At 69.1% G+C, this 26,950-nt stretch carries 25 protein-coding genes; 10 read left to right on the plus strand and 15 right to left on the minus strand.

All coding sequences use genetic code 11. From position 1 onward, the window contains the following. Positions 1 to 259 precede the first annotated feature (259 nt). Complete coding sequence (locus ABNT58_RS20165) at positions 260 to 1,864, plus strand: ABC transporter substrate-binding protein (RefSeq protein ID WP_348755205.1); 1,605 nt, start codon at positions 260 to 262, stop codon at positions 1,862 to 1,864. 120 nt (positions 1,865 to 1,984) lie between these two features. Here the strand turns inward: ABNT58_RS20165 and ABNT58_RS20170 are convergent, their stop codons facing one another. The 10 genes from ABNT58_RS20170 to ABNT58_RS20215 all read right to left on the minus strand — a co-directional run bounded on the left by ABNT58_RS20170 (position 1,985) and on the right by ABNT58_RS20215 (position 10,586). Next, complete coding sequence (locus ABNT58_RS20170; protein WP_348755206.1) at positions 1,985 to 2,704, minus strand: hypothetical protein; 720 nt, start codon at positions 2,702 to 2,704, stop codon at positions 1,985 to 1,987. Between the two features lie 19 nt (positions 2,705 to 2,723). After that, positions 2,724 to 3,620 (minus strand): DUF2167 domain-containing protein, encoded by an 897-nt coding sequence (locus ABNT58_RS20175; protein ID WP_348755207.1) that lies wholly within the window; start codon positions 3,618 to 3,620, stop codon positions 2,724 to 2,726. A gap of 133 nt (positions 3,621 to 3,753) precedes the next feature. Then, entirely contained in the window at positions 3,754 to 4,131 is a 378-nt protein-coding gene (locus ABNT58_RS20180; protein WP_348755208.1) for a response regulator, read from the minus strand. An 87-nt stretch (positions 4,132 to 4,218) separates the two neighbouring features. Beyond that, complete coding sequence (locus ABNT58_RS20185; protein WP_348755209.1) at positions 4,219 to 4,722, minus strand: GspH/FimT family pseudopilin; 504 nt, start codon at positions 4,720 to 4,722, stop codon at positions 4,219 to 4,221. 11 nt (positions 4,723 to 4,733) lie between these two features. Further along, positions 4,734 to 5,504, minus strand: a complete 771-nt coding sequence (locus ABNT58_RS20190) for a flagellar regulator YcgR PilZN domain-containing protein (protein WP_348755210.1) — start codon at positions 5,502 to 5,504, stop codon at positions 4,734 to 4,736. Between the two features lie 14 nt (positions 5,505 to 5,518). Next, on the minus strand, positions 5,519 to 5,818 hold the full coding sequence (locus tag ABNT58_RS20195; RefSeq protein WP_250196239.1) for a flagellar protein FliT: 300 nt from the start codon (positions 5,816 to 5,818) through the stop codon (positions 5,519 to 5,521). Positions 5,819 to 5,856: 38 nt separating this feature from the next. Further along, a complete protein-coding gene (gene fliS, locus ABNT58_RS20200; RefSeq protein ID WP_348755211.1) occupies positions 5,857 to 6,300 on the minus strand; it encodes a flagellar export chaperone FliS in 444 nt (147 codons plus the stop codon). 114 nt (positions 6,301 to 6,414) lie between these two features. Continuing rightward, complete coding sequence (fliD, locus tag ABNT58_RS20205; RefSeq protein ID WP_348755212.1) at positions 6,415 to 7,851, minus strand: flagellar filament capping protein FliD; 1,437 nt, start codon at positions 7,849 to 7,851, stop codon at positions 6,415 to 6,417. A gap of 113 nt (positions 7,852 to 7,964) precedes the next feature. Further along, positions 7,965 to 9,164, minus strand: a complete 1,200-nt coding sequence (locus ABNT58_RS20210) for a flagellin (RefSeq protein ID WP_348755213.1) — start codon at positions 9,162 to 9,164, stop codon at positions 7,965 to 7,967. A 225-nt stretch (positions 9,165 to 9,389) separates the two neighbouring features. Continuing rightward, positions 9,390 to 10,586: a flagellin gene (locus ABNT58_RS20215; RefSeq protein ID WP_348755214.1), complete on the minus strand. Its 1,197-nt coding sequence runs from the start codon at positions 10,584 to 10,586 to the stop codon at positions 9,390 to 9,392. 387 nt (positions 10,587 to 10,973) lie between these two features. Here ABNT58_RS20215 and ABNT58_RS20220 point away from each other — a divergent pair, with 387 nt between their 5' ends. From ABNT58_RS20220 to ABNT58_RS20230, 3 genes are all read left to right on the plus strand, one after another. Then, complete coding sequence (locus ABNT58_RS20220; protein WP_348755215.1) at positions 10,974 to 12,908, plus strand: hypothetical protein; 1,935 nt, start codon at positions 10,974 to 10,976, stop codon at positions 12,906 to 12,908. Between the two features lie 139 nt (positions 12,909 to 13,047). After that, the gene (locus ABNT58_RS20225) at positions 13,048 to 13,638 is read left to right on the plus strand and encodes a TetR/AcrR family transcriptional regulator (RefSeq protein ID WP_348755216.1); all 591 of its coding nucleotides are present in this window, start codon (positions 13,048 to 13,050) and stop codon (positions 13,636 to 13,638) included. 22 nt (positions 13,639 to 13,660) lie between these two features. Next, on the plus strand, positions 13,661 to 14,923 hold the full coding sequence (locus tag ABNT58_RS20230) for a putative Na+/H+ antiporter (RefSeq protein ID WP_348755217.1): 1,263 nt from the start codon (positions 13,661 to 13,663) through the stop codon (positions 14,921 to 14,923). 12 nt (positions 14,924 to 14,935) lie between these two features. Here ABNT58_RS20230 and ABNT58_RS20235 read toward each other — a convergent pair whose 3' ends face one another. Next, entirely contained in the window at positions 14,936 to 15,865 is a 930-nt protein-coding gene (locus ABNT58_RS20235; RefSeq protein ID WP_348755218.1) for a LysR substrate-binding domain-containing protein, read from the minus strand. Between the two features lie 176 nt (positions 15,866 to 16,041). Here ABNT58_RS20235 and ABNT58_RS20240 point away from each other — a divergent pair, with 176 nt between their 5' ends. The 5 genes from ABNT58_RS20240 (at position 16,042) to ABNT58_RS20260 (ending at position 20,876) form a co-directional block, all read left to right on the plus strand. After that, on the plus strand, positions 16,042 to 17,463 hold the full coding sequence (locus tag ABNT58_RS20240) for an MBL fold metallo-hydrolase (RefSeq protein ID WP_348755219.1): 1,422 nt from the start codon (positions 16,042 to 16,044) through the stop codon (positions 17,461 to 17,463). Between the two features lie 34 nt (positions 17,464 to 17,497). Beyond that, positions 17,498 to 18,100 (plus strand): cohesin domain-containing protein, encoded by a 603-nt coding sequence (locus tag ABNT58_RS20245; RefSeq protein ID WP_348755220.1) that lies wholly within the window; start codon positions 17,498 to 17,500, stop codon positions 18,098 to 18,100. A gap of 13 nt (positions 18,101 to 18,113) precedes the next feature. Continuing rightward, positions 18,114 to 18,680: a DUF3299 domain-containing protein gene (locus ABNT58_RS20250; protein ID WP_348755221.1), complete on the plus strand. Its 567-nt coding sequence runs from the start codon at positions 18,114 to 18,116 to the stop codon at positions 18,678 to 18,680. Positions 18,681 to 18,784: 104 nt separating this feature from the next. Next, positions 18,785 to 19,876 (plus strand): tartrate dehydrogenase, encoded by a 1,092-nt coding sequence (locus tag ABNT58_RS20255; protein WP_348755222.1) that lies wholly within the window; start codon positions 18,785 to 18,787, stop codon positions 19,874 to 19,876. 37 nt (positions 19,877 to 19,913) lie between these two features. After that, entirely contained in the window at positions 19,914 to 20,876 is a 963-nt protein-coding gene (locus tag ABNT58_RS20260) for a tripartite tricarboxylate transporter substrate binding protein (protein ID WP_348755223.1), read from the plus strand. Here ABNT58_RS20260 and ABNT58_RS20265 read toward each other — a convergent pair. From ABNT58_RS20265 to ABNT58_RS20280, 4 genes are read right to left on the minus strand one after another with little or no spacing between them, the layout of a single operon-like run. Beyond that, positions 20,848 to 21,711, minus strand: coding sequence for a patatin-like phospholipase family protein (locus ABNT58_RS20265; RefSeq protein ID WP_348755224.1), 864 nt, complete (start codon positions 21,709 to 21,711; stop codon positions 20,848 to 20,850). The two genes, ABNT58_RS20260 and ABNT58_RS20265, sit on opposite strands and share 29 nt — an antisense overlap. Further along, the gene (locus ABNT58_RS20270) at positions 21,711 to 22,928 is read right to left on the minus strand and encodes a CaiB/BaiF CoA-transferase family protein (protein ID WP_348755225.1); all 1,218 of its coding nucleotides are present in this window, start codon (positions 22,926 to 22,928) and stop codon (positions 21,711 to 21,713) included. Before ABNT58_RS20270 ends, ABNT58_RS20265 begins: the two co-directional genes overlap by 1 nt. Next, positions 22,925 to 24,907, minus strand: a complete 1,983-nt coding sequence (locus tag ABNT58_RS20275; RefSeq protein ID WP_348755226.1) for an NAD(P)/FAD-dependent oxidoreductase — start codon at positions 24,905 to 24,907, stop codon at positions 22,925 to 22,927. Before ABNT58_RS20275 ends, ABNT58_RS20270 begins: the two co-directional genes overlap by 4 nt. Before the next feature lie 26 nt (positions 24,908 to 24,933). Then, positions 24,934 to 25,914 carry a tripartite tricarboxylate transporter substrate binding protein gene (locus ABNT58_RS20280; RefSeq protein ID WP_348755227.1) on the minus strand — a complete coding sequence of 327 codons (981 nt, stop codon included), beginning with the start codon at positions 25,912 to 25,914 and terminating at the stop codon, positions 24,934 to 24,936. Between the two features lie 136 nt (positions 25,915 to 26,050). On the opposite strand from ABNT58_RS20280, the gene ABNT58_RS20285 reads away from it, so the two are divergent. Further along, positions 26,051 to 26,845 (plus strand): IclR family transcriptional regulator, encoded by a 795-nt coding sequence (locus ABNT58_RS20285; protein WP_348755228.1) that lies wholly within the window; start codon positions 26,051 to 26,053, stop codon positions 26,843 to 26,845. The last annotated feature ends 105 nt before the right edge of the window (positions 26,846 to 26,950 follow it).

Below are 26,950 nucleotides of genomic sequence, written 5' to 3' on the forward strand. Positions count from 1 at the left end.
ATGAACGTGCCGGGCGTGGGCGATGGCTCGTGGGCCTGGCGCTTCGAGTGGCAGCAGGTGCGGCCCGAGCATGGCCAGGCGCTGCATGAGCTGAGCCGCCAGTACGGCCGGCTGCGCAGTTCGCCTCAACCGAAACGCTGAACCCGCTCCCGTGGCGGCGCTGATGCGCCCGGTGCGCAAGCGCATGCACGCTTCGTGTTACGGGAAGACGCACGCGGCCCTAGACTCCAGGCGCCTTCCCAACTCAAGGAGCCTGACGATGTCGTTGAGTCCCTTTCGCCGGCGCGGCCCGGCCTTGTTCGTGGCCGCGGCGGGCCTGGCGCTGGCCTTGCTCGCACCGGCGCAGGCGCAAACCCTGCGCTGGGCCGCCGCCGGCGACCCGCTGACGCTGGACCCTTATGCGCAGAACGAGCTGCTGACCAACAGCATCAACGGCCAGGTGTATGAGTTCCTGGTGGCGCGCGACAAGCAGCTGGAGATCGTGCCGCAGCTGGCCACCGAGTGGAAGCAGGACGGCCCGATGAAGTGGGTCTTCAAGCTGCGGCCCAACGTGAAGTTCCATGACGGCCGGCCCTTCACCGCCGACGACGTGGTGTTCTCGGTGGAGCGGGCCAAGCAGCCCACCTCGCAGATCGCGGTGTATGCCAATGCGCTGGGCACGGTGCGCAAGATCGACGAGCTGACGGTGGAGTTCACCACGCCGCAGTTCGAGCCCATCTTTCTGCAAAAGCTCAACACCGTCTACATCATGAGCAAGGGCTGGGCGGAGCAGAACAATGCCACCGTCACGCAGAACTTTGCCGCCAAGGAAGAGCACTACGCCGCCCGCAACGCCAACGGCACCGGGCCCTTCATGCTGGTCAGCCGCGCCCCGGGCGTGAAGACGGTGTACAAGCGCAACCCCAACTACTGGGGCCGCATCGAAGGCAACGTGCAGGACGTGGTGTACACGCCCATCGCCAGCGGTGCCACCCGCACCGCGGCGCTGATCTCGGGCGAACTCGACTTCATGCTCGACCCGCCCCCCACCGACGTGGAACGGCTGCGCCGCACGCCGGGCGTCAAGATCATCGACGGGCCCGAGAACCGCATCATCTTCATCGGCATGGACCAGGGCCGCGACGAGCTGCTCTACAGCAACGTCAAGGGCAAGAACCCGCTGAAGGACCTGCGGGTGCGCAAGGCGCTGTACCACGCCATCGACATCGAGACCATCAAGACCAAGCTGATGAACGGCCAGGCCGTGCCCACCGGCGCGCTGGTCACTTCACCGCTGGGCACCCAGGGCGACCCCGACGTGCAGCGCCGCCTGCCCTACGACCTGGAGCTGGCCAGGAAGCTGATGGCCGAGGCCGGTTACCCCGACGGCTTCGAGATCACCTTCGACACGCCCAACGACCGCTACATCAACGACGAGCGCATCGCGATCACGCTGGCTTCGCAGTGGGCGCGCATCGGCGTCAAGGTGCGGGTGAATGCGCAGACCAAGTCGCTGTTTTTCAACAAGGTGGAAAAGCTCGACACCTCGATGTACCTGTTTGGCTGGGGCGGCTCCATCACCGACCCCGAGACCACCTTCACGCCCATCTACCGCAACCGCGGCGCCAAGGGCGTGGGCGAGTACAACCGGGGCAACTACAAGGACGACGAGCTGGACGCGCTGGCCGCGGCCTCCAGCAAGGAACAGGACCCGGCCAAGCGCAAGCAGCTGATCCGCCAGACCTTCCTGCGCCACAACGAGCAGGTGCGCCACATCCCGTTGCACTGGCAGATGATTCCGTGGGCGGCCCGCCCCGGCGTGGAAGTGACCCACCGCGCCGACAACTGGCTGGAATGGCGCTGGGTGACCGTGGGCAAGCCCTGACTGCGCGGCGCGGCGGTCGCCAGGCCGTCAGAGCGTGAGAGTTTTTTGGGCGTGCTGAGCGGGCTTGAACGAAAGACCCACATGCTCTCGGTGGCCGAGATCGTCGGCTGCCATGCCGGCTCAGTCGTCTGCGCCGAAGTGGCGCCGCAGGCGGGTCAGCGCCGCCACCTGCGGATCTTCGGCATCGAACTGCGCGATATGCGCCGCCAGCCGGGCGCGGCATTGCGTGCGCACCTTGGACTGCCCGGCCTCGTCCATCCAGCGTGCGATGGCGCCCGACAGGTCGTCGCGGTGTGCCAGGCTCAGCGACAGCTTGCGCAGCAGGTTGGCGGCATAAGGCGGGCAGGCCAGCACCTCGGCCGCCAGCGTTGCGAATCGTGGACCGTCCAGCTCCAGTCGCGCCCGCGCCCGCCAGGTGATCGCCAGGGCCGCGCCGATCTGCAGGTAAATCAGCGTCAGCACCGCCGAGGTAAGCACCAGCGGGGCCTGCATGAACAGGCAAACCGGCAGCAGCACAAACAGCGACAGCCAGATGCCAGCCACCCAGGGGCGCAGCGCCGCCAACACGGCGGGCACCTGCACCTGGCAAGGGGCTGCTGCGGCCACCGGGTCGCTCAGCCAGGGCACGCGCCATACCGGTTCGAAGGGCCGCAGCGGGTGGCACATATAGGGTTCGCGGCCACGCAGCGTCCAGTCCCGCAGCCCGAAGCCGGCCTGCCAACGCCCGCGCAGGCCCCGCCGCAAAACGGCCTCGTCGGGGCGCAGCAACAGCAGGCAGTCCTTCAGGTAAAACGCAAGCAGCAGCGCCACCAGCCACTGCTCAGGATGGGGAACGTTCACGCGAGGTCTTGACCAGCGCTCAACCGGCCTTGCGGCTGAAGAGCTTGCGAATGCCTGCGAACAGGGCCACGACCGCCGCTGCGGCCAACTTCCAGCCTGCCGCCAGGGCGGCCAACAAGCCCTTGAACCAACCCCCCTTGACGGCCGCGGCAGCGGCGCCGCCCAGCACCAGCGCGCCCAGCCCGAACTCGGCGATGTGGTCGCCCGGCTTGAACTCGTCGTAGCGCTCGCCCGCATTGAAGCGGAAGCTTGAGGCCAGCATGCCGCGCAGTTCCTGCACGTCGTGGTCCAGCGTTTCCTCGTCGGTGACGAGGGTCACGCTCTCATAGCCATGTCGCCCCAGTATGCGCATGGTGTAGTTCACCACCGGTCTGGGGCTGCTCGACGAATGCAGCCGCACACCCCATTCCAGTTGCTTGGATGCCTGGTCGTAGTGGGGCGGCACGGCCCAACCGTCGGTGAAGAGCTCGTCGATGCCGAGCTTGCGGCGTTCTTCGTTGGACGCGCGGTCACCGTCGCGCAGGCGCTTCAGCAGGGCATCCGCGTCAAGCTTCTCGTCGTCCTTGATGTAGCCTGATTCGACGAACGCGAACGTCGCCCACCAGTTGTCTTTCACTAGCACGGTTTGCCCGGACTCCGGCAAGTTGCCCGTGAGTTCCAGGAACTTGGCGCCATTGGCCTCCGGCAGGAGGCTTGCGGCCTTCGGGATGCCGAGCTGCGCCTTGTCGCCCACCCGCCCGGAGGCCGGGCCGCGCTGCCAGGGCAGCTGCGCGAAATCTCCATGCCGCGTCAGGTCTTCGGCCGCTTCGGCCGCTTCGGCCGGCGCGTCTGCTGCGTTCGTTTTGGCGCTGCAGGCGTTGCCGCCGCAGGCCAACCATGCTCCCAGGGCCACCGCCCCCACCCATTTGCGCATCATCTTCAGCTCCTTGACGTGTCATTCGATGCCATTGGCAGCTTAGCTACACGATCAGGCCAATAGATGATCGATATTCACCAGCCCCCCAAGGGGGTTGGCCGTGCCGGCTGAAATGCCGAGGGGTCTTGCGCCGTCAGGTGCGGTGCGCCGCGACCGCGGCCGCGATCTCGGCCAGCAGCGAGTCCATCTCTTCCACCTCGAAGGGCTTGGGCAGCGAGCGCACGGTGTCGCCCAGCGTTTCCAGTCCGCGGGTCAGGGCGTAGCCGGAAGACAGCACCACCCAGGTGCCCGGCTTTTGCGCCAGCACGGCGCGGGCGAGGTCCACGCCCGACATCGTGGGCAGGCTCACATCGGTGATGACGACGTCGCAGGCCTGCTTTTCGAAGGCGGCCAGCGCCGCTTCCGCGGTGGCGAACGACGTGACGACACGGTCGTCGGCCTCGAGCAGCAGCCCGATGGTCTCGCGCAACTCCTCGTTGTCCTCGACGTAGTAGATCTGCAGCGCAGGCATGGGAGTAGGGCCCGGTGGGGCGTGGTCAGCTTGACAACCCGCGGTTGTAGCACGGCCGCGCCGGCAGCGCCGCCGCGCGAGCCTGTTTCAGCAGCGGGGCAGGCCGGGCAGGTCGGCGCCCAGACCGCAGGCGCGGGCGCGGCCCGAAGCGGTCAGCTGCACCTCGGCGCTACGCTCGCCCACGCTCAGCCGGGCCACGACGCCGGGCGCGGCGCGGCCCATGCGGGCATCGAACACCGCCTGCTGGCGGTCGGTGGCCAGCTGCACGTCGGGGTGCGCGGCGGCGTCGTTGCGGCGCAGGGCGCAGGCGGGCAGGGTGGGGGCGGCGGGTTGCTGGCAATCGCAGCCCGGGGCCATGCTCACCGCATAGCACCACTGGGTGCCGCCGCGCAGGCTCACGTGCACGTCGCGGCCGGCCTGCACCGCGTCGAAGCGCGCCTGCTGCAGGTCGGCGGCCAGTTGCTCGGAGGCCGCCGCCAGCCGCTGGCGGGCGCTCAGGTCGGCATAAGAAGGCATGCCCAGCGCGGCAAGCAGGGCCACGATGGCCACGACCAGCAGCAGCTCGATGAAGCTGAAGCCGCGCGCACGCATGGGCCGGCCTTTCAGTCGAGCGCAAGCAGGCGCCGGCGCTTCTGGGTCTGGTCGATGTAGCGCTGCAGCGCGCGCTGGGCTTCGCCGTTCAGGCCGCTGAGCGAGCAGCCCAGGCGCAGGCCGCCGCTTTGCGGGTTGAGCGAGGTCACGTGGTGCAGCTGCAGCGTGGCTTCGAAGCGGGTGTGTGCATCCAGCTCGATGCGCGCGCCCTGCAGCCGCACGCCCGGGGGCAGCGGCGGCACGTCGTCGGGCAGGAAGATGGCGCAGCCGGTCAGGCTGACGTCCAGCACCCGCAGCGACAGCTGCATGTCGGGCAGGCTGGGGTGGCGCAAATGGGCCGACGGCGTGTTGCGCGCCACCGGCCGCACGCGGTAGCTGTTGCGGCGCTGGAAGCGGAACAGCTCGGTGGGCATCAGCGCCTGCAGCGCGCAGGCGCGGTGGCCATGCACCAGCAGCAGTTGCTGCAGGTCGAACTGCAGCTTCACATTGTCGAGGTAGCCCACCACGGTGGCTTCGCCGGCGTCCACCAGCGCCTGCAGCTGCGGGTCGGTGGCGTTGGCGCTGAAGCTGATCTTGCCGGCGGCCGTGTCCACGGTCCACACGGTGGTGGTGTACGCGCTGCCGTCGGGGGCACTCAGGTGCACGGTGGCGCCTTCGTCCATCAGCTCGCGCAGCAGCGCGGCCACCTGCTCGGGCGCGCTGACGCGGAAGCTGTCGCGCTCGTCGCCGCTCAGGGCATCAAGCGGCGCGGGCTGGGTATCGGGCGTCAGGGCGGACGACATGGCGCGCTCGGGCTTCAATGCAGCGTCTGCGACTGACCGGACATCAGGTGGTCCAGGTCTTCGATCCAGGGCTCGGCCAGCACGCGGATCTCCGCGTCGTTGACCAGGATGCGCTGCATGATGCGGGTCTTGAGCTGCATCGATTCGGGCGGCAGCTTCTCGCTGCGGGCCGCGTGCTTGAGCTGCGAGATCAGCAGCACGCAGGCGCCTTCGAGCTTGAGCACCTGGTCCCAGTTGCCGGCCCGCGCTGCTTCGAGCATGTCGGCGCTGGCTCGCTCGATGGCTTCGTAGTAGGCGAGCAGCTTGTCGTTCATGGTGAGTGCGGCGTGCCGCCGATCGCAGAGAGGGAGGGTCATCGGGCAGTCGAAGCCGCGGTGGTGGCCTGCGGTGCGATCGCCGCCCAGGCGTCACGCAGGGGCTCGATCAGGCGGCGGCATTCTTGAAGCGCCTGTTCGTCGTTGCGAAGGTTGGCCTGCGTCAGCCGCAGCGTGACGTAGGCATAAAGGTCGTTGAGGTCCGCGGCCAGGCCACCACCGGCTTCGAGGTTGAGGCCGCCTTTGAGGCCCTCTTCCACGATGCGCGCGGCGCGGCTGATCTCGCGGCCCTTGCGTTCGATGTCGCCGGCCAGCAGCGCACCACGCGCCTGGGCGATGGCGTCCATGAAGCCGTCGAACAGCATCGCCACCAGCCGGTGCGGATCGGCGGCTTCCACGCTCGTGTTCACGCCGACGGCGCGGTACATGTTGGCGATGGAGTGGGCGTGACCGAAGGGCGAAGCGGCGTGCGGTGCGTACATGATGCGGTTGGACGTTGCTGCTGCGATGAGCTGTTATCGGCCTGGGCGGCGAGTGACTTGAACCTGCGGGCGGCCGTAATAAGTGCCTACTTCGGGTCTTTGGCGCGCCCCGCGTCAGGCCTTGTTCCAGGCCGCGATCTGGTTGCTGATGTAGGTGTTCAGCGAGTTCAGGTTGGACATCTTGGTGTCCAGCGCCGAGTACTGCGCGCGCAGCCGCTTCTCGACGTCGTCCACGCGGTCCTGGGCCTTCTTGGTCTCGGTCTCGTTGCGGGTCAGGCTCTTGTTCAGCGCCTCGGTGCGGCTGGTCAGGGAGCCTTCCACGCTCAGCACCGAATCGCTGAACTTGCGCAGCTGGGTGCCGATGCCGCTGCGGCTGTTGTTGGTCAGGTCGGTGGCGGTGAACAGCTTGCGCACCTCGCCCAGGTTGGCCGTCAGGGCCTTGCTGAACTTGGCGTCGTCCACCGACAGCGTGCCATCGGCCTGCAGGCTCACGCCCACCGACGACAGCGTCTGGTACACCGACGAGGCCGGCGAGCTGGCACCCACCAGGTTGCGCAGCTGCCGCTGCAGCGAGACGGCCGTGCTGTCACCCTGCAGCATGCCGGCGGTCTTGGTGGCGTCGTCGTACTTGGTCTGCTTGGACAGCAGCGTGGTCAGCGTGTTGTAGGCCTTGGTGAAGTCGGTCAGCGCCTTCTTCACCTTCTCGGTGTCGGGGCTCACGGCCACGCTCACCGGGCTGGTGGTGGTGGCGCCCAGCGTCAGCGTCACGCCTTCCACCACGTTGGCCAGGGTGTTGCTGGCCGAGGTGACGGGCAGGCCGTTGACCTTGGCCTGCGCATCGCCGCCCGACTGCCGCAGCGTGGTGGCCGAGGCGGCATTGGGCGGGTCGAAGGCCAGGGCCGAGAGGCCCAGGTTGTCGGTGTTGGTGCCGTCGCCGTCGGTGGCGGTGATGCGAAAGCCGTTGGTGGTGCCGGTCTCGCGGGAGTTGATCACCAGCCGCGCGCCGCTGGCGTCGTTGAGGATGGAGGCATTGACCCCGGCCCCCAGCCCGTTGATCTTGTCGCGCAGCGTGCTCAGCGTGTCGGCCGCGGTCACCTCCACGCTCAAGGTCTTGCCGCCGCTGTTGGGCGTGAAGTTGGTGTTGCCGGCATTCCAGCTGCCGATGTCGATGTTCAGCGTGCCGCTGCCCACCGGCGAGGTGGCGGCGGTGTACGGCTTGCTGGACACCGACTGGGCGGTGGCCAGCTGCTGCACTTCCACCGCATAGCTGCCCGCGCTGGCCCCGGTGGCGGTGCTCACCGCCACCGCATTGGCATTGGTGCTGCTGCCGTTCATCGAATTGAAGGTGCCCAGGCCGGCCAGCGTGACCGAGGCCGAGCGGAAGTCTTCCATCGCCGAGGTCAGCGAGCCGTAGGCCGAGATCTTGGCGTTGATGTCGGCGGCACGCGACTCCAGCTGGGTGACCGGCCGGCTTTCGATCTTCATCAGGCCGGTGATGATGTCATCGACCTTGAGGCCGCTGCCTATGCCGATGGAGGTGACCGATGCCATGTTGTTCCCCTTGCTGATGTGTGCCTGCCAACGGCGCGCGGCCGGCACTCAGGCCGGCCCGTCGTTATTCGGTCATCCCCATGCCGACTTGACCCTGGGGATGTAAGGCTTCGTCAACCTTGCAGCAGCTTGAGCACCTGCTGCGGCAGCTGGTTGGCCTGCGCCACCATCGCCGTGCCGGCCTGCTGCAGGATCTGCGCGCGCGAGAGGTTGGCCGTCTCGGCCGCGAAGTCGGCGTCCATGATCCGGCCGCGCGCGGCCGAGGTGTTCTCGCCCTGCGTCATGATGTTGGAGACGGCGCTCTCGAACCGGCTTTGCACCGCGCCCAGCGTGGCGCGGGCACCGTTGATCTGCACCAGCGCATCGTCGATCTGCTTCATGGCCAGCCAGGCGTCTTCGGGCGTGGCGATGGTCAGGGCGTCGATGCCGGCGGTGGACGTGGCGGTGCCGGCGGAAATGCCCGCGCCCGAGATGCCGGTGATGGCGGTGGAAAAACCCGTCAACGACGTGGCGACGGCGGCGCCGCTGGTGTCCAGCTTGTCCGAGCGCAGTTCCACGTCGAACACGCCGGGCGCGCTCTGCTTGAGGAAGGCGGTCAGGCCGGTGTCCGAGGTCAGGCGGTTGATGGCTTCCACCACCTGGCCCAGGCGCTCTTCGCCGGTGCGGGCGGTGGCCAGGTTGGCCAGCGAGAAGGCCACACCGCTCACCGTCACCGCCAGCGAGCCGTCGGTGACCGCGGACAAGGTGGTGATGCCCGAGGTCGATACGCCCACCTGGCTGGTGGAGCCGTACACCACCTTGGACAGGCCGGTGGCCGAGGCATTGGTCAGCGCCGCGACGGTGATCACTTCACCCGAGTTGGCCCCTACCTGGAAGGTGGCCGCCGAGAAGCTGCCGTCCAGCAGCTTGGTGCCGTTGAAGCCGGTCTGCTTGGCCACGCGGTCGATTTCGTCGCGCAGCTGGCCCACTTCGGCCTGCAGCGCGCTGCGGTCCTGCGTGCTGTTGCTGGCGTTGGACGACTGCACCGCCAGTTCGCGCATCCGCTGCAGCATGTCGCCGATCTTGCCCAGCGCCCCTTCGGCCGTCTGCGCCATCGAGATGCCGTCGTTGGCGTTGCGGGCCGCCACGCTGAGGCCGCGCACCTGGGTGTTCATGCGCTCGGCGATGGCGAGGCCCGCGGCATCGTCCTTGGCGCTGTTGACACGCACGCCCGACGACAGCCGTTGCATCGACGTCTGCAGGCTGCTTTGCGAAGCGTTCAGATTGCGCTGGGCATTCAGCGAAGCGATGTTGGTGTTGATGGTCTGCGGCATCAGGCTCTCCAGTAAGGCGGCCCAGGGATGGATGCCGGCTGGACTCCGCCGCGATCACCGTGGGACGTGCCCATTGTTCAATCGCCGCGAGCGGGACAAAACCGCGAAGAGCTACACAAAGGCGCCCCAGTTTCGAACGGAAAACGCCCCGCGGCGCGAAGCCTGCGGGGCGTTGGAAGGGGCAGGGCGGCGGCCCCGATGGGCCTGCCGCCAGGCGGCTGCGGATCAGCGCAGCAGCTGCAGCACCTGCTGGGGCAGCTGGTTGGCCTGGGCGACCATCGCGGTGCCGGCCTGCTGCAGGATCTGCGCCTTCGACAGGTTGGCGGTTTCCGAGGCGAAGTCGGCGTCCACGATGCGGCCGCGGGCAGCCGCGGTGTTCTCGGCTTGCGTCTGGATGTTGGACACCGCGTTCTCGAACCGGCTTTGCACCGCACCCAGGCCGGCGCGCGCGCCGTTGATCTGGGTCAGCGCATCGTCGATCTGCTTCATGGCCAGCCAGGCGTCTTCCGAGGTGCCGATCGACAGCTTGTCGATGCCGGCGATGGAGGTGCCCGAGCCGGCGGAGATGCTGGCCGACGAGATGCCGGTGGTGGCGGTGCTGAAGCCGTTCAGGCTGATGCCCACGGCAGCGCCGGTGGTGTCGAGCTTGTCCGAACGCAGGTTGACGGTGTAGGTGCCGGTCGATTCCTTCTTCAGGAAGGCGGTCACGCCGGTGTCCGAGGTCAGGCGGTTGATGGCTTCCACCACCTGGCCCAGGCGCTCTTCGCCGGTGCGGGCGGTCGACAGGTTGCCCAGCGAGTAGGCGACGCCGCTGACGGCCACCGCCAGCGAGCCGTCGGTGATCTCGGTCAGCGTGGTGACCGAGCTGGCCGAGATGCCGGTGGCGCTGGACGAGCCGTACACCACCTTCGACAGGCCGGTGGCCGACGAGTCGGTGATCGCGGCGATCGAGATCACCTGGCCCGAGTTGGCGCCGACCTGGAAGTTGCCGGCGGCGAAGGAGCCGTCCAGCAGCTTCTTGCCGTTGAAGCTGGTGTTCTTGGCGACGCGGTCGATTTCATCGCGCAGCTGCACCACTTCCGATTGCAGGGCCGAGCGGTCGGTGTCGCTGTTGGTGGCGTTGGCCGACTGCACCGCCAGTTCACGCATGCGTTGCAGCATGTCGCCCACCTTGCCCAGCGCGCCTTCAGCGGTCTGCGCCAGCGAGATGCCGTCGTTGGCATTGCGGGCGGCGACGCTCAGGCCGCGGGTCTGCGCGTTCATGCGCTCGGCGATCGCCAGGCCGGCGGCATCGTCCTTGGCGCTGTTGACGCGGGTGCCCGAGGACAGGCGCTGCATCGCGGTGGTGAGGGTGCTTTGCGAAGCGTTCAGGTTGCGCTGCGCCGTCAGGGAAGTGACGTTGGTGTTGATGGTCATGGCCATGGGGACACACTCCTAATGATGATGAGATCCCGGCGCTGGCGCCGGATTTGCCTCGTCTGGCGGAGGAGACCTCCATCAGCCGTGCCGGCTGCCTGCCGATATCCAACAGTTGTCTGCTGGACAGCGGCCGAAGGCCAGGCGGTTCCCGCCAAGTCCTCCCGAGCCACGCCTGCTTGTTGTTTGGCGACTGCCCGGGAGGGCTTCCGGGTCTCTCAGCACCCTTGTCAAGCGCTGATGGAAGCCTTATCGGACCCCGCTTCCGCGGACTTAAGCCCCGGCGTGAAGAAGAGTTGTAAATAGCCTGCAAGCACGCTGCTGTTTGTGGTAACCGATTTGCGGGGGGTCGGTAGCCTTGGCGACTCATATTGAAGAGATGGACCGCCCGCCATGCTTGCTCGCCACGCCCGCCGCCGCACCGCCCCTGTCGCCCGCCCGGTGCCCCGCACCGACGTGCCCGCCGGCGCAGACGCGCTGGAGAACTGGCAGCGGGCCGAATCCGCCCTGGCCGGCATGACCCGGCACCCGCGCTTCGGTGTGGAACAGTGGCTGGCGCTGGGCGCCGCCCGCCACCACCTGGGCGACATCGCCGGCATGGCCGAAGCCGCCCAGCGTGCCCATGCGCTGGAGCCCGGCAACCTGAAGGCGGTGCACCAGCTCACCACCGCATTGATGCGCCAGAACCGGTTCGCCGAGGCGCTGACCCTGTTCGAGGCCCATGCCACCGGCGAAGCGCGCGAGCACTACCAGTTCGTCAGCAACCACGCCACCACGCTGGCCGAGCTGCGCCGGCACGAAGAAGCCATTCCCATCTACCTGGAAGCGATGGTGCTGTGCATCCGCGACCCGGCCATCCACATGAAGCTGGGCCTGTCGCTCAAGGAGATGAAGCTGTTCGAGGAAGCGGCCGAAAGCTTTTTGACCGCCGTGACGCTGGAGCCCGGGCGCTTTGCCGCCCAGGTGATGGTGCTGCACCTGCGCCAGTACGCCTGCGCCTGGCGCCAGTACGCGCAGGACCAGTCGCAGCTGGTCAAGACGCTGCAGGAGATCGAGGTCGACCCGTTGAGCACCAAGGGCGAAGGCGCCGTGTGGGCGCTGACCGCGCTGGACGTGCCGCCGCCGCTGTTTCTCAAGGCGGCGCAGCAGGTGGCCCAGCGCTGCGCCCTCGGCGTCAAGCCGCTGCCGCGCCGGCGCGTGGCCGCGGCGGGCAGCCGGCGCCTGCGCATCGGTTATGTGTCGTCCGATTTCTACAGCCACGCCACCACGCTGCTGATGGTCGAAGCGCTGGAAAAGCGCGACACCTCGCGCTTCGAGGTCACGCTGTATTCGCACAGCCGCGACGACAACACGCCGGTGCAGCACCGCATCCGCAGCGCCTGCGAGCACTTCGTGGACATGAACGGCATGTCGCTGGCCGAGATGGCCCAGCGCATCCATGCCGACGAGATCGACGTGCTGGTGGACCTGAAGGGCCAGACCTTCGAGAACCGGCTGGGCGTGTTCGCGTACCGGCCCGCGCCCATCCAGGTGGCGTGGCTGGGCTTTCCGGGCACCTGCGGCGCAGATTACATCGACTACATCATCGGCGACCCGCAGGTCACGCCGCTGGAACATGCCGCCCACTACAGCGAGCACATCGCCCAGCTGCCCGGCTGCTACCAGCCCAACGACAGCCGGCGTCAGCGGCCCGAGCCGCACCGTCGCATGCAGTGGGGCCTGCCGGAAGACAAGATCATCCTGGGCAACTTCAACCAGAGCTTCAAGCTGACGCCCGAGACCTTCGACGCCTGGGCCCGCATCCTGCACGCGGTGCCGGGCAGCCTGCTGTGGATGCTGGCCGACAACCACCAGGCGATGAAGAACATCGAGCGCGAAGCCGAGGCCCGCGGGCTGGAGCCGGGCCGCATCCGCTTTGCGCCGCGCGTGGGCAACGACGAGCATCTGGCCCGCCTGCCGCTGGTGGACTTCATGCTGGACAACTGGCCCTGCAGCGCCCATACCACCGCCAGCGATGCGCTGTGGATGGGGGTGCCGGTGCTCACGCTGATGGGCGACAGCTTTGCCTCCCGCGTGGCCGGCAGCCTGCTGCACAGCGTGGGCCTGCCCGAGCTGGCCTGCACCACGCTCGAGCAGTACGAGCAGACCGCCATCGCGCTGATGCGCGACCGCGAGGCGCTGCAGGCCATGCGCCAGCACCTGGACGCCGGGCGTGAGGGCTTTGCGCTCTTCAGCGGCGAACGTTTCGCGCGCGACCTGGAGGCGCTGTACGAGCGCATGGCCGAGCGCGACCGGCAAGGCCTGCCACCGGCCGCACTGGCCGCCTGACCTCTACGTCCCGGCGGGCTTCGGTTACGCTCGCCAAATGGACGAAACGGTACATTCCGCGCGCCGAACCACTGCGTCGCCCCGGAAGAAGGCGGCTGCGCCAGCCAGCGTGCCGCGCACCAACGACCCCGGCCGCACGATGGCGGACATCATCGAGGTGGCGACCCACGAGTTCTCGGAGAAGGGGCTCGCGGGCGCCCGCATCGACGACATCGCCGAGGCCATGCGCACCAGCAAGCGCATGATTTACTACTACTTCGGCAGCAAGGAAGGCCTGTACCTGGCCGTGCTGGAGGCGGCCTACAGCCGCATCCGCCGCATCGAGGCGGGCCTGCAGCTGGAAGACCTGGTCCCCGAGGCCGCGCTGCGCAAGCTGGTGGCCTTCACCTTCGACTACCAGTCGGAGAACCCCGACTTCATCCGCCTGGTGATGAACGAGAACATGCACCGGGGCGAGTTCCTGGCGCAGAGCAAGACCATCCAGCAGCTGAACGTGCCCGCCATCGACGCGGTGGCCGAGATCTACGACCGCGGCGTGCAGGAGGGCGTGTTCCGCCCCGGCATCGATCCCGTGTCGCTGCACATGGCCATCGCGGCCCCGTGCTTCTTCAACGTGGCCAACCGCCACACCTTCGGCCTGATCTTCAAGGTCGACTTCGACGACCCCGCCGCCACCGCCGCCCGGCGCGAGGCCATCGTCGAGATGGTGGTGCGGTTCGTGAAGGCGTGACAGCGCAAAGCACAATCCCCGCATGACGTCTCCCACCACCGTTCAGCTCGTCGGCGCCGGGCTCTTTCTCATCGCGCTGATCCACACCTTCTCCACCACCCTGTTCCAACGCCTGGCGCACCGCTACCCGCGGCATGAGGGCAGCCTGCACCTCCTGGGGGAGGTGGAGGTGGTGTTCGGCTTCTGGGCGCTGGTGCTGGTGCTGTTCATGTTCGCCACCCAGGGCAAGGCCTTTGCCACCGAGTACGTGGACAGCCGCAACTTCACCGAGCCGCTGTTCGTCTTCGCCATCATGGTGGTGGCCGGCAGCCGGCCGATCCTGCAGCTGTCGATGGCGGGCGTGCAGGGCCTGGCGCGGCTGCTGCCGCTGCCTCGGCGGCTGGCGATTTACTTCCTGGCGCTGTCGGTGCTGCCGCTGCTGGGCTCCTTCATCACCGAGCCGGCGGCCATGACGCTGGCCGCGATGATGCTGCGCGACCGCATCTTCGCGACCGACATCCCGCAGCGGGTCAAGTACGCCACCATCGGCGTGCTGTTCGTCAACGTGTCCATCGGCGGCACGCTCACCTCCTTCGCGGCGCCGCCGGTGCTGATGGTGGCCGCCAAGTGGAACTGGGACATGGTCTACATGCTCACCCACTTCGGCTGGCGCTCGGCCCTGGCCGTGACCATCAACGCGGCGGCCGTCACGCTGCTGTTCGGCCGCCAGATCCTGGCCCATGCGGCCGATGGTGACACCGACGTGCGCCGCCTGGTGCCGGTGTCGGCCATGGTGGTGTGCGCGCTGTTCCTGGCGGGCGTGGTCACCTTCTCGCACCACCCGGCGGTGTTCCTGGGGCTGCTGCTGTTTTTCATCGGCTACAGCGCCGCCTACCCGCGCCACCACGATCCGCTGATCCTGCGCGAGGCGCTGCTGGTGGCCTTCTTCCTGGCCGGGCTGGTGGTGCTGGGCGGGCAGCAGCAGTGGTGGCTGCAGCCGGTGCTCACGTCGATGAGCCCGAGCGCGGTGTACTACGGCGCCACGCTGCTCACGGCGGTGACGGACAACGCCGCGCTCACCTACCTGGGCTCGTTGGTGGAGGGCCTGAGCGAGCAGTTCAAGATCTCGCTGGTGGCCGGCGCGGTGACCGGTGGCGGCCTGACGGTGATCGCCAACGCGCCCAACCCCGCAGGCTTTTCCATCCTGCGCGGCGGTTTCACCGATGGCGCGATCAACGCCGGCTGGCTGCTGCTGGCTGCGCTGGGGCCCACGCTGGTGGCGGTCGCAGCGTTCCGGCTGCTCTAGGCGCGGGTTCGTTCAGCCGCGCTGGGCCAGCGCCTGCTGGCCGAACGACTGCGCCAGGAAGTCCACGAAGGCGCGCACCCGCGCAGCCAGCTGGTGGCGCTGCGGATACACCGCATAGATGTCGGCATCGGGCGTGGCGTATTGCGGCAGCACCTGCACCAGGCGGCCGCTGCGCAGGTGGCGGCCCACGTCCCACTCGGCCCGCATCACGATGCCGTGGCCGTCCAGCGCCCAGTTCACCGCGATCTCGCCGTCGTTGGTGGTCAGGCCGCCGCGGGTCTTGATCGACTCCACCGTGGCATGCCGGCCGCGGCCGCTGGACAGGCGCCACACGCCGTAGGCTTCTTCGCCCTGACGGATGCCGATGCAGTTGTGCCGCACCAGGTCGTTCGGCACCTTGGGCGTGCCATGGCGCGCCAGGTAGGCGGGCGAGGCACACAGCACCCGGCGGTTGGGCGCGATGCGGCGCGACACCACGCGTGAATCGGGCGGCTCGCCGAAACGCACGCACACGTCGTAGCTGTCTTCCGTCAGCGGCGGCGGGTTGACCGACAGCTGCAGCTGCACTTCCACGCCCGGGTGCTTGCGCACGAACTTGGAGATCAGCGGCGAGACGTGCGAGCGGCCGAAGCCCAGCGTGGCATTGACGCGCAGCAGCCCCTTGGGCGTCGAGCTGGCCACGCCCAGCAGCTGCTCCAGCCCGTCGATCTCGCCCAGGATGCGGCGCGCATGCGCAAGGTACAGCTCGCCTTCGGGGGTCAGGCTCATGCGGCGCGTGGTGCGCACCACCAGGGCCACGCCGATGCGCGACTCCATCTGCGCCAGGTGCTTGCTCACTGCCGCGGTGCTCACGCCCAGCTCGCGCGCGGCCGCGCTCAAGCTGCCGGCCGCGGCCAGCGCCGAGAAGAAGCCCAGGTCGGCCGGAAGAATGCTGGTGGCCATAGCGTCTCCATTGTTGACTGCAGGTTAACGGCAGCAGGGCCGGCTGCAGGCTCAGGGAATGCCCGGGCGATCCTTAACCTGCGCTCAATCACGCCTTAACCGGCGCTGCGCGCCAGGGGGCAAAGCGCCTCCTACAGTCGTTGCGACCCCTCGAAGAACATCCCAGGAGACACGCAATGACACGATGGACGAAGGCCCTTCGGCCGCTGGCGCTGGCCGCTGCGGCCACCACGGCGGCGGTGGCCGCAGCGCAGCCGCAGACCGAGTTCGACCGCCACATGGAAGCCTCGCGCCTGAACACCGGGGGCGACCCGACCATGGTGCATCCGTGGCGCGCCTTCTACTGCAACCTGCCCGACGACAACAACCAGATCGTGCTGGCCGAACGCACCAAGAACAGCATCCGCGTGCCGCTCACGCAGATCATGGACGACGTCTGGTACATCGGCACCGAGTACGTGGGCCAGTACATCCTGCGCAACGGCAGCGGCTTCGTGATGATCGACGGCGGCAACAACGCCGCCGAGATGCGCAACTTCAACCTGCCGGCGCTGCAGTCGCTGGGGCTGGGCACCGCAGGGCCGCTGCACAGCGCGCTGATCACCCACGGCCATGGCGACCATGACGGCGGCGCTGGGCAGATCAAGGAAAGCACCGGCGCCACCATCTACCTCGGCTCGGCCGATGCGGCCAACAAGGCGTATGCGCCCATCACGCTCGATTCATCGGTGCTCACGCCCTACGACATCAGCACCGGCGGCCGCACGGTCACGGTGCTGTCCACGCCCGGCCACACGCCGGGCGCCACCGGCTTCGTCATCCGCGCGCGCGATGGCGGCAAGGAAGTCAAGCTCTTCGTCTCGGGCGGCTCGTCGATGTCGGCCAACAGCGTGCCGGCGATCGCCAGCTACCTCGATTCGATGGAGCGCACCTATGCGCTGCTCAAGGACATGAAGGTGGACTCGGCCTCCAACCCGCATGTGTACTGGGACGGCTCGCTGGCGCTGATCAAGAAGATCCAGGCCGAAGGCCGCAAGACGCCCAGCCAGTTCATCATCGGCAACGAGAAGCTGCTGCGCGCCTTTGCCATCGGCCGCGAGTGCACGGCCGCCTGGCTGGCCAAGCAGGACCCGACCACCTCGGTGCCGGTGTGGCGCGTCAGTTCGCTGGAGTTCCTGGCGGCCAGCCCCGGCCCCAACCGCATCGCGGCACGCCTGAGCAACGGCTGGGGCCCGGTGGCCAACCAGACGGTGACCTTCTCGCTGCAGGGCAGCGGCGCCGCCTGCACCGCCACCACCGATGCCAGCGGCGTGGCCACCTGCGCCTCGCGCTTCGGCCCGCTGCGCCCGGGGGTCGATCGCATCACCGCCAGTTTTGCCGGTGCCACCGGTGCCGGCGTGGTGGACCTGGGCAGCGAGCGCCAGGCCACGGTGCACAGCGGCTGCAGCGACCTGGCGCAAGCCAAGTCGGCCGTGGGCGCGCGCAGGGGGCAGGACCGCTACGTGGAGCGGCTGGACCTGGACAGCAACGGCCTGATCGATATCCGCGACATCTCGGGCATCGCGCGCCTGATGGTGCCGGGCACCGCCTGCCGCTGAGTGGCCTTCTTCTTCCGCTTCAAGGACCGTTGACATGAACTTCACCGCTTCTGGCCTGCGCGCCGCGCTGGCCGGCCTGACCCTGTGTGCCGCCCTTGCCCCTGCCACCGCAGCGACCACGCTGTCCATCACCGGCCCGTCCAGCGTGGCGCTGGGCAGCAGTTTCACGCTGCAGGTCGCGGCCACCGACGTGGCCGACCTCTATGGCTACCAGTTCGACATCACCTTCAACCCGGCGGCCTTCCAGGTCGGCGGCGTGAGCGAGGGCGCCTTCCTGTCCACCGGCGGCAGCACCGACTTCCTGGGTGGCATGGTCGACAACAGCGCGGGCACCGTCAGCTTCACGCTGGGCACGCTCATCGGCCTGGGTGTGCCGGGCGTCAACGGCTCGGGCGTGCTGGCTTCGTTCAGCGTCACCAGCATCGGCAGCGCGCCGGGCGTGGGCACCTTCGGCCTGGCCAACGTGACGCTGCTGGATTCCTCCGGCGCGGACATCAGCGCGGGCGCCATGGCCTTGAACGTCTCGGCCGTGCCCGAGCCGGCCACCTGGGGCCTGCTGCTGGCCGGTGGCGCGCTGGTGGCGGGCGTGGCGCGGCGCCGCCAGGCGTCTGCACGGCGCGGCGCCGCTGCCGCCTGAGCCGCAGGTGGCCATGCACACGCCGCACCTGGCCCGGCGCCAATGGCTGGGCCGCTGCATGGCGTCCGGCGCCTGGCTGGCAATGGGCTTGGGGGCCGGCCCCCGGCTGGCCGCGGCTGCCACCGCCTACCGCGACATCGGCTGGATGGCCCTGATGCCGCGCGGCTGGGACCCGACGCTGGGCTTGAAGACCTTGCCGGCCGAACTGGAGAGCCTGCAGGACACCGATCCCCGCGCCCGCGAAGCGCTGGCCAGGCTGCGCGCCGCCTGGGACAACGCACCCGTGGTGGCGGCCCTGGCCGGCACCGACGTGCGGCTGCCCGGCTACGTGGTGCCGCTGGAAGCCAGCGACCAGGGCCTGCGCGAGTTCCTGCTGGTGCCGTACTTCGGCGCCTGCATCCATTCGCCGCCGCCACCGTCCAACCAGATCGTGATGTGCCGCGCCGAGCCGGGGCACAAGGGCCTGCGCGCGATGGACGCGGTGTGGGTCAGCGGCCGGCTGCAGGTCGAGCGCAGCGATTCGGAGATGGGCGCCGTCGGCTATGCGATGCGCGTGGTGCGCATCGACCGCCAGGCGTAGCCGACGCACTGTTAACTTGAAGTCAACAACGGTTCAACTTTTGGCATGTGCCGCGCGGGGATGCGCCACCTAGAGTGACTCATCCCGATTTGGAGACAAGACTGATGAAGACCTATCGCATCGCCACCATTCCCGGCGACGGCATCGGCAAGGAAGTGGTGCCCGCCGGCCAGCAGGTGCTGCAGGCGCTGGCCGAGGCCGGCAGCGGCTTCCGCTTCGAGTTCGAGAACTTCGACTGGGGTGGCGACTACCACCGCCAGCACGGCGTGATGATGCCGGCCGACGGCCTGGATGCGCTGCGCGACAAGGACGCCATCCTCTTCGGCTCGGCCGGCGATCCGCACATCCCCGACCACATCACGCTGTGGGGCCTGCGGCTGAAGATCTGCCAGGGCTTCGACCAGTACGCCAACGTGCGGCCTACGCGCATCCTGCCGGGCATCGATGGGCCGCTCAAGCGCTGCGGCCCCGATGACCTGAACTGGGTGATCGTGCGCGAGAACTCCGAAGGCGAATACGCCGGCGTGGGCGGTCGGGTGCACCAGGGCCATCCGATCGAGGCCGCCACCGACGTGTCGATGATGACCCGCGCGGGCGTCGAACGCATCATGCGCTTTGCCTTCAAGCTGGCCCAGTCGCGGCCGCGCAAGCTGCTGACCGTCATCACCAAGAGCAATGCACAGCGCCATGCGATGGTGATGTGGGACGAGATCGCGCTGCAGATCGCGAAGGAGTTCCCGGACGTCACCTGGGACAAGGAACTGGTGGACGCCGCCACCGCCCGCATGGTCAACCGGCCGGCGACGCTGGACACCATCGTCGCCACCAACCTGCATGCCGACATCCTGAGCGACCTGGCCGCCGCGCTGGCCGGCAGCCTGGGCATCGCGCCCACCGGCAACATCGACCCCCAGCGCCGCTACCCCAGCATGTTCGAGCCCATCCACGGCTCGGCCTTCGACATCATGGGCAAGGGCCTGGCCAATCCGGTGGGCACCTTCTGGTCGGTGGTGATGCTGCTGGAGCACCTGGGCGAGCACGAAGCCGCTGCCCGCGTGATGGCCGCCATCGAACAGGTGACGGCCGACACGCGCCTGCACACCCGCGACCTGGGCGGCCAGGCCACCACCGTGCAGGTGACCGAGGCGGTGTGCCGCGCGGTGGCCGCATCGGCCGGCGCCCGGCTGGCCGCCTGAGCCACGGCACCGACCAGAACAACCCGGAGACAAGACCATGAAGTTCACTGCTGTGCTGCTGGCCACGGCAGCGCTGGCGGCCGCCCCTGCGGCCATCGCGCAGGCCTGGCCCACCAAACCCGTCACCCTGGTGGTGCCGTTCCCGGCCGGGGGTACCACCGACGTGCTGGCCCGTGCGCTGGCCGAGAAGCTGCAGCAATCGCTGGGGCAGACGGTGATCGTCGAGAGCAAGCCAGGCGCCGGTGCCACGCTGGGCGCCGACTACGTGGCCAAGGCCAAGCCCGACGGCTACACGCTGCTGATGGGCGCGGTGCACCACACCATCGCCACCAGCGTCTACAAGAAGCTGCCCTACGACTTTCAGAAGGACCTGGCGCCCATCACCACCGTGGCCCTGGTGCCCAACGTGCTGGTGATCAGTGCCAGCACGCCGGCCACCGACGTGAAGTCGCTGGTGGCACTGGCCAAGGCCGCGGCCAACCCTTTCACCTACGGCTCCAACGGCAACGGCACGGCGCAGCACCTGATCGGCACCCAGTTCGCCGACATGAACGGCATCACGCTGCTGCACATCCCCTACAAGGGCAGCGGCCCGCTGACCACCGACCTGATCGGCGGCCAGGTGCAGATGTCGTTCGACACGGTGACGCCGGTGCTGCCGCACATCAAGGCCGGCAAGCTCAAGGCGCTGGCGGTGACCACCGCCAAGCGCTCGACCGCGCTGCCCGACGTGCCGACGATGGACGAAGCCGGCATGAAGGGATTCGACCTCGGCACCTGGTTCGGCGTGCTGGCGCCGGCGGGCACGCCCAAGGACGTGGTGGCCAGGCTCAGCACCGAGATGGTCAAGGTGATCCAGGCGCCCGAGTTCCGCCAGCGCATGCACGAGATCGGCGCCGAGCCCATCGGCAACACGCCCGAGCAGATGGCCCAGCAGATCAAGGCCGATACCGAGAAGTACGCCAAGCTCGTCAAGAGCGCCAAGGTGATGATCGACTGATCGCGAGCCCCTGCTTCAGCCCCGCCTGCGCACTGGCGGGGCGACGCGCGGGGTCCAGCACGTTCTCGCCCATCGCGGCCTGCGAGGCCGCGTCGGGCACGATGACCTGCACCGCGCTGCCACCGGCGCACAGCGCCGCCACTTCGGCCCGCAGGTGGCCGCTGACCGGGTTGCCTTCGCTGTAGCCAAAGGGTGAAAGCACCACCACGCGGGCATGGCCGGCGGCCGCATCGGCGTGTGTCATCGAGGCGATGCCGCCGTCCATCCACTGGCGTCCGCCGAAGGGCACCACCGGCCAGGTGCCGGGCACGGCGCAGCTGGCAGCCACCGCTTGCACCAGGCTGCAGCCGCTGGCCTCGTCGAACAGCCGGCGTTCGCCACTGTGCACGTTCACCGCCGAGACCCGCAGCGGCCGCGCGGGCCAGGCGGCCTGCGGCAGCCGCGCGGCCACGATGGCCAGGCGCTGTGCCAGCGAAGGCGTGGCGCTGCGCAGCGCGAAAGCCCCGATGCGGCGGCGCGCGGCGCCCAGGTCGCCGCCCACCTTGTCGAACAGCGCGCGGTTGAGGCGGTCCGCCTCGGCCTGCGAGTAGGGCCTGAACTGCTCGGGCGAATCGGCCGGCGGGTGGAGCTGCAGCGCCAGCAGCGCTTCCACGTCCTGGCCGCAGGCCAGCTGGGCACCGGCCACCGCGCCGGCCGAAGTGCCCACGAACAGGTCGGCATCGGCCAGCCGCAGGCCCGCACGCGCCAGCCCGGCGATCACGCCTGTGGTCCAGGCGATCCCGGCCACGCCGCCGCCGCCCAGCACCACCGCCAGCGAGCCCGGCCGCCAGCCCATCAGATGACGCCCCGCTCGGCCAGCGCGCGGCGCTCTTCGCTGCTCAGACCCAGCAGGCCGCCGTATACCTCGTCGTTGTGCTGACCCAGGTCGGGCGCGGGCTCGATGGGCTTGTTCTCGCGGCCTGAGAAGCGCGGGAACACGCCGGCCATCTTCACCGGGCCGATCCTGGGGTGCTGCACCGTGGCGATGCTTTCGCGCGCGGCGTAGTGCGGGTCCTGCATGATCTCGTCGATGGTGTAGATGAAGGAGTAGGCCAGCTTGGCCTCGTCCAGCTTGCGGCACAAGGACTCCACCGGCTCGCGCTCGATCCAGTCAGCCACGACGGCGTTGAGTTCGTCCACATGTTCCCAGCGGCCGGTGTGGCTGCGCAGCCTCGGATCGGCGGCCAGGTCGGATCGCTCCATCACCGCACACAGCCGCTGGAAGCCTGCATCGGCCGAGCAGGTAAATATCAGGTAGCGGCCGTCGTGGGTGCGAAAGTGCTCGCCCGGCGCCGCCGCAAAGTGCTTGTTGCCGCGGCGCTGGCGCACCACGCCCAGCCGGTCGTATTCAGGCACCAGCACCTCGGTGAAGCGGATCACCGATTCATACATCGACAGGTCGATCTCCTGGCCTTCGCCGCCCGTGGTGTCGCGGTGATACAGCGCCATCATCAGCGAGAAGGCGCCCAGCAGCGCCGTCTGGTAGTCGGCGGTGGACGTGCCGCTGCGCACCGGCGGCCGGTCGGCATAGCCGGTGATGCCCATCAGCCCGCCGAAGGCCAGGCCGATGCGGTCGTAGCCGGCGCGCTCGCGGTACGGCCCGGTCTGGCCGAAGCCCGAGACGCGCAGCATCACCAGCCGCGGGTTGTGGCGCCGCAGTGCTTCCCAGCCGCAGTTCCAGCGTTCCAGCGTGCCGGGGCGGAAGTTCTCGACCACCGCATCGGCTTCCTTGACCAGCTGGTACAGCAGCGCCTGTCCCGCGGGCTGGCGCAGGTCCAGCGTGATCGACTTCTTGTTGCGCGCCTCCACCTGCCAATACAGGCATTCGTCGTCGACGAACGGTCCCAGATCGCGCACGGTGTCGCCCCGCTCGGGCACTTCCACCTTGATCACTTCGGCACCGAAGTCGCCGAACAAGGTGCAGGCCACCGGGCCGGCCACCATGGTGCCCAGGTCCAGGATGCGCACGCCGCTGAGCAGGTGCGGCCCGGCCGCGTGTGGTGTCGTCGTCATGGCCGCAGCGCCTCCACCACCACCGCCGGCGCGCCGCTGGCGACGGGCTCCACGCGGTAGTCGGCCAGGTCGGCGCGCCGGGCCATGTGCCAGTAGTCGTCGTTGCGGAAGGGGGTGGTGGCCACCACCCGGCCCTGTGCATTGCGGTACCAGTTGCTCATGCCCTTGTGCGTCCAGATCATGCGGTCGTGCGCGGCCTGCACCCGCTGGTTGTAGGCGTCGTGGCTGTCCTGGCGCACTTCCAGGCAGAAGCGCTGTCCGCGCTGGCGCGCCATCGCCTGCCGCAGGATGTTCAGGATGTACGCGGTCTGCGTCTCCAGCAGCGCCACCACGCTGCCGCCGTGGCCCAGCGCGGTGTTGGGCCCGGCCAGCATGAAGAAGTTGGGAAAGCGCGGAATGGCCACGCCCATGAAGGCTTCGGCGCCATGGGCGTCCCAGGCCTGCCGCACCGACAGCCCGCCGCGGCCATGCAGCTGGAAGGACGACAGCAGGTTGATGGCATCGAAGCCCGTGGCCACGACGAGCACGTCGGCCGTGTGGCGGCTGCCATCGTCGCTGACGATCTGCGGCCCCTCCACCGCGCGGATGCCCCCGGTGACCAGCTTCACATGCGGCCGCGCCATCGTGCGGTACCAGCCGTTGTCCATCAGCATGCGCTTGCCAAAGGGCGGGTAGTCGGGCAGCACCTCGGGCAGCAGGTCCTGCCGCTCGCCCAGTTCCTGCCGGATGTAGTCGGTGAAGTGGGCGCGGTGGCGGTCGTTGGTGCGGTTGATCGAGCGTTCAGGGTGCGGCCATGCCGGGTCGATCTGCAGCGACGCATGGATGCGGTCGTTGAACACATAGGCCAGCCGCTGGCGGTACCACTCCTGGTAGTAGGGCAGCTCGCGCAGCAGGAAGCGGGCAGGGGCAGGCACCTCCTGCTTGAACTTCTCGAACGGCGCGGCCCACTGCCTGGAGCGCTGGAACACGGTGAGCTGCGCCACCTCGTCGGCGATGGCCGGCACCACCTGCATCGCGCTGGCGCCGTTGCCGATCACTGCCACCCGCTGGCCGCGCAGGTCCAGCCCCTGCGGCCAGCGCGCGGTGTGAAAGCAGGGGCCCGCAAAGTGCTCCAGCCCCGGAATGGCCGGCATCTTGGGCACGTTCAACAGCCCCACCGCGCTGATGAGGACATCGGCCGACAGGTCGTGCGTGCGACCGCCCTCGTCCACCGTGCGCACCTGCCAGCGGGCAGTGGCTTCGTCGAAGCGGGCCGAGGCCACGCGGGTGTTGAAGCGGATCAGCCGCCGCACACCGAAGCGATCGGCCACGCTCTCGAAGTAGGCCTGGATCTCCCCCTGCAGCGCGAAGTAGCGCGACCAGTCCTGCTTGGCGAACGAGTACGAGTAGATGTGGTTGGGCGTGTCCACGCCGGCGCCCGGATAGCGGTTTTCCCACCAGGTGCCGCCCACCTCGGCGTTCTTCTCGATCACCACGCAGGGGATGCCCGCGCCCTGCAGCCGGATGGCCGCGCACAGGCCCGCCACGCCGGCGCCGATCACCACCACCTGGAAGCCGGCCGGTACCTGGAAGCGGCCCAGCTGGTCGATCTGCAGGTCGGCATCCAGCCCGAGGCCGGCGCCGATCATCGCCCCGTAGGAGGGTGGTATGGGCTCGCCGACGCCGGCTTGCAGCATGGCCACCAGGGTGTCGGCGTCGGGCGAGGGCAGAGCGGGCGGGCGGCCCCGCTTCCACGCGCTCAGCGCCTGCAGCGCGGCATGGCGCACCTCCGCCTGCACGTCGTCGGGCAGGCCGCCCGAGTCGTTGTCGTCGATGCCGCGGATGCGTGAGCACTGGTAGCGGGGCGACAGCCATCGGCGGTCGCCGGTCAGGTGCAGCAGCACCATCAGCAGCGTGGGCAGGTTGGCGGCGGGCAAAGCGCCTTGCAGCTCGGCGATCCAGTCGTCCGTGGCAGCAGCGGTGGTGGCAGTCGTCGTCATGGGGGCAGGTGTCGAATGGTCAGGGCTCATTGCGGCGTGATGCCGGCTTGGCGCACCACCTCGCCCCACTTGGCGTGCTCGGTGCGAATGGCCTGGTCGAAGGCTTGCGGCGTGCTGGGGTCGGGCTCGAAGCCCAACGTGGTGAGCTTGTCGGCAATGGCCGGCATCGCCATCACCTGGGCCAGCTGGCTGCTCAGCCTGGCCACGATCTCGGGCGGCGTGCCCTTGGGTGCGACGATGCCAAGCCAGCCCACGGCCTCATACCCCGGCACGCCTGCTTCGGCCACCGTGGGCACGTCGGGCAGCACCCTGGAGCGCTTGCTGTCCAGCACCGCCACCGCCTTGAGCTTGCCGGCCCTGACGTTGGCCAGCTGGGCGCCGATGGTGTCCACCATCACCGGTACCCGGCCCGACATGACGTCGATGGAAGCTTGCGCGCCACCCGGGTAAGGCACCGAGCCCAGCTTGACGCCGGCCTTGGCATTGAAGAGCTGCATCGCCAGCTCGAAGGCCTGCGCGCCCGACGCGAACATCATCGAGCCGGGCTGTTCGCGCGCCTGCCTGACGATGGTGGCCACCGTGGGCTCGGGCAGCGCGGGCGAAGCCAGCAGCACCATCGGCGCCTTGGCCACCATGGCCACCGGCGCGAAGGCCGTCAGCGGGTCGTAGGGTGTGTTCTTCTGCAGGTGCGGGCCAGTGACCATCGTGCCGCTGACGGCCACGCCGATGGTGTAGCCGTCAGGCGGCGCCTTGGCCACCGCCTGCATGCCCAGCATGCCGCCCACACCCGGCTTGTTGTCCACCACGAAGGGCTGGCCGTTCATGGCCTGCAGCTCGGTGGCGATGAGCCGGCCCACCGTGTCGGAGGCACCGCCCGCGGTGTAGCCCACCACCAGGCGCACCGGCTTGCTGGGCCAGGCCTGGGCCGTGGCCAGCGGCGCGGCGGCCAGGGTGATGGTGGCCAGCGCGGCCTGCGCCATGGCGCTGAGGAAGGAGCGTTTGTTCATGCCGTGAGTACTCCAGGTGTGCGGGGCTTGCCTGCGTGAGCGCATTTCAGCGCCGGCCCGTGGTGGCCGGCGCGCTGACGAAGCCCGGCGTTTACGATGTGAACGTTCTAGTCGTTTTCCCCAGGAGCAGGCTGATATGCGTACCCCCCCGCCAGGCGCCTCGCCCGAGTCCTCGCCGCTCAAGGGCACGCAGGCCGTGGACCGGGCGCTCGACCTGCTGCGCCGGGTGGCGGCGCACCATCCGGCCGGCATCACCGTCACCGCGCTGGCCGCCGAGGCCGGGCTGGACCGCGCCACCGCCTACCGCCTGGCCAGCAGCCTGGCGCTGTCGGGCTTCGTGGAGCGCGATCCGCGCAAGCGCTACCGGCTGGGGCTGCAGGCCATGCAGCTGGGCCTGGCCTCGATGACGCGCGCGCCGCTCGTCGAGGCCTGCCGGCCGCTGATGCAGCGGCTGGCCCGCCAGACGGGCGACACCGTGTTCCTGGTGGTGCGCAACGGCGACTATGCCCACTGCCTGCATTGCGAAGAAGGCGACTACCCCATCAAGGCGCTGGTGCTGCAGATCGGCGGCATGCGGGTGCTGGGCGTGGGTTCGGCCGGGGTGACGTTGGCTTCGCGCCTGCCCGACCCGGAAATCGAAGCCCTGCATGCGCGCCACCGCAGCGAATTCATGCCCACGGGCCTCAGCCTGGTGCGCCTGCGCAGCCTGGTGGCCACGGCGCGGCAGCAGGGCTATTCGTCCACCACCGGCCTGGTGAACGAGAGCGTGGGTGGCGTGGGCATGAGCTTCGAGCTCAAGAGCGGTGGCCATGCGGCGATCAGCATCGCCGCCATCCGCGCGCGCATGGGCCGCGAGCGCAAGCTGTGGATGGCCCAGCTGCTGGCCACGGAGCTGCGCAGCGCAGGCTATGCGCTGCCACCCCCCGGGTAATCCCCGCTGTTCCAAAACTAACCAGTTCGTACATTGTCGGCAGGCGTCGGCACTGCATCGGCGCAAGCGGATGGAGACCTGCCGACATGGACGACTGGATCAACC

It is taken from the genome of uncultured Aquincola sp. (assembly GCF_964001545.1).
Taxonomy (GTDB): Bacteria; Pseudomonadota; Gammaproteobacteria; order Burkholderiales; family Burkholderiaceae_C; genus Aquincola.

Coding starts and splice junctions, on each gene's coding strand:
- ABNT58_RS20165 (WP_348755205.1), top strand. CDS start 260: ATGTCGTTGAGTCCCTTTCGCCGGCGCGGCCCGGCCTTGTTCGTGGCC.
- ABNT58_RS20175 (WP_348755207.1), bottom strand. CDS start 3,620: ATGATGCGCAAATGGGTGGGGGCGGTGGCCCTGGGAGCATGGTTGGCC.
- ABNT58_RS20180 (WP_348755208.1), bottom strand. CDS start 4,131: ATGCCTGCGCTGCAGATCTACTACGTCGAGGACAACGAGGAGTTGCGC.
- ABNT58_RS20185 (WP_348755209.1), bottom strand. CDS start 4,722: ATGCGTGCGCGCGGCTTCAGCTTCATCGAGCTGCTGCTGGTCGTGGCC.
- ABNT58_RS20190 (WP_348755210.1), bottom strand. CDS start 5,504: ATGTCGTCCGCCCTGACGCCCGATACCCAGCCCGCGCCGCTTGATGCC.
- ABNT58_RS20195 (WP_250196239.1), bottom strand. CDS start 5,818: ATGAACGACAAGCTGCTCGCCTACTACGAAGCCATCGAGCGAGCCAGC.
- fliS (WP_348755211.1), bottom strand. CDS start 6,300: ATGTACGCACCGCACGCCGCTTCGCCCTTCGGTCACGCCCACTCCATC.
- fliD (WP_348755212.1), bottom strand. CDS start 7,851: ATGGCATCGGTCACCTCCATCGGCATAGGCAGCGGCCTCAAGGTCGAT.
- ABNT58_RS20210 (WP_348755213.1), bottom strand. CDS start 9,164: ATGCCGCAGACCATCAACACCAACATCGCTTCGCTGAATGCCCAGCGC.
- ABNT58_RS20215 (WP_348755214.1), bottom strand. CDS start 10,586: ATGGCCATGACCATCAACACCAACGTCACTTCCCTGACGGCGCAGCGC.
- ABNT58_RS20220 (WP_348755215.1), top strand. CDS start 10,974: ATGCTTGCTCGCCACGCCCGCCGCCGCACCGCCCCTGTCGCCCGCCCG.
- ABNT58_RS20225 (WP_348755216.1), top strand. CDS start 13,048: ATGGCGGACATCATCGAGGTGGCGACCCACGAGTTCTCGGAGAAGGGG.
- ABNT58_RS20230 (WP_348755217.1), top strand. CDS start 13,661: ATGACGTCTCCCACCACCGTTCAGCTCGTCGGCGCCGGGCTCTTTCTC.
- ABNT58_RS20235 (WP_348755218.1), bottom strand. CDS start 15,865: ATGGCCACCAGCATTCTTCCGGCCGACCTGGGCTTCTTCTCGGCGCTG.
- ABNT58_RS20240 (WP_348755219.1), top strand. CDS start 16,042: ATGACACGATGGACGAAGGCCCTTCGGCCGCTGGCGCTGGCCGCTGCG.
- ABNT58_RS20245 (WP_348755220.1), top strand. CDS start 17,498: ATGAACTTCACCGCTTCTGGCCTGCGCGCCGCGCTGGCCGGCCTGACC.
- ABNT58_RS20250 (WP_348755221.1), top strand. CDS start 18,114: ATGCACACGCCGCACCTGGCCCGGCGCCAATGGCTGGGCCGCTGCATG.
- ABNT58_RS20255 (WP_348755222.1), top strand. CDS start 18,785: ATGAAGACCTATCGCATCGCCACCATTCCCGGCGACGGCATCGGCAAG.
- ABNT58_RS20260 (WP_348755223.1), top strand. CDS start 19,914: ATGAAGTTCACTGCTGTGCTGCTGGCCACGGCAGCGCTGGCGGCCGCC.
- ABNT58_RS20265 (WP_348755224.1), bottom strand. CDS start 21,711: ATGGGCTGGCGGCCGGGCTCGCTGGCGGTGGTGCTGGGCGGCGGCGGC.
- ABNT58_RS20270 (WP_348755225.1), bottom strand. CDS start 22,928: ATGACGACGACACCACACGCGGCCGGGCCGCACCTGCTCAGCGGCGTG.
- ABNT58_RS20275 (WP_348755226.1), bottom strand. CDS start 24,907: ATGACGACGACTGCCACCACCGCTGCTGCCACGGACGACTGGATCGCC.
- ABNT58_RS20280 (WP_348755227.1), bottom strand. CDS start 25,914: ATGAACAAACGCTCCTTCCTCAGCGCCATGGCGCAGGCCGCGCTGGCC.
- ABNT58_RS20285 (WP_348755228.1), top strand. CDS start 26,051: ATGCGTACCCCCCCGCCAGGCGCCTCGCCCGAGTCCTCGCCGCTCAAG.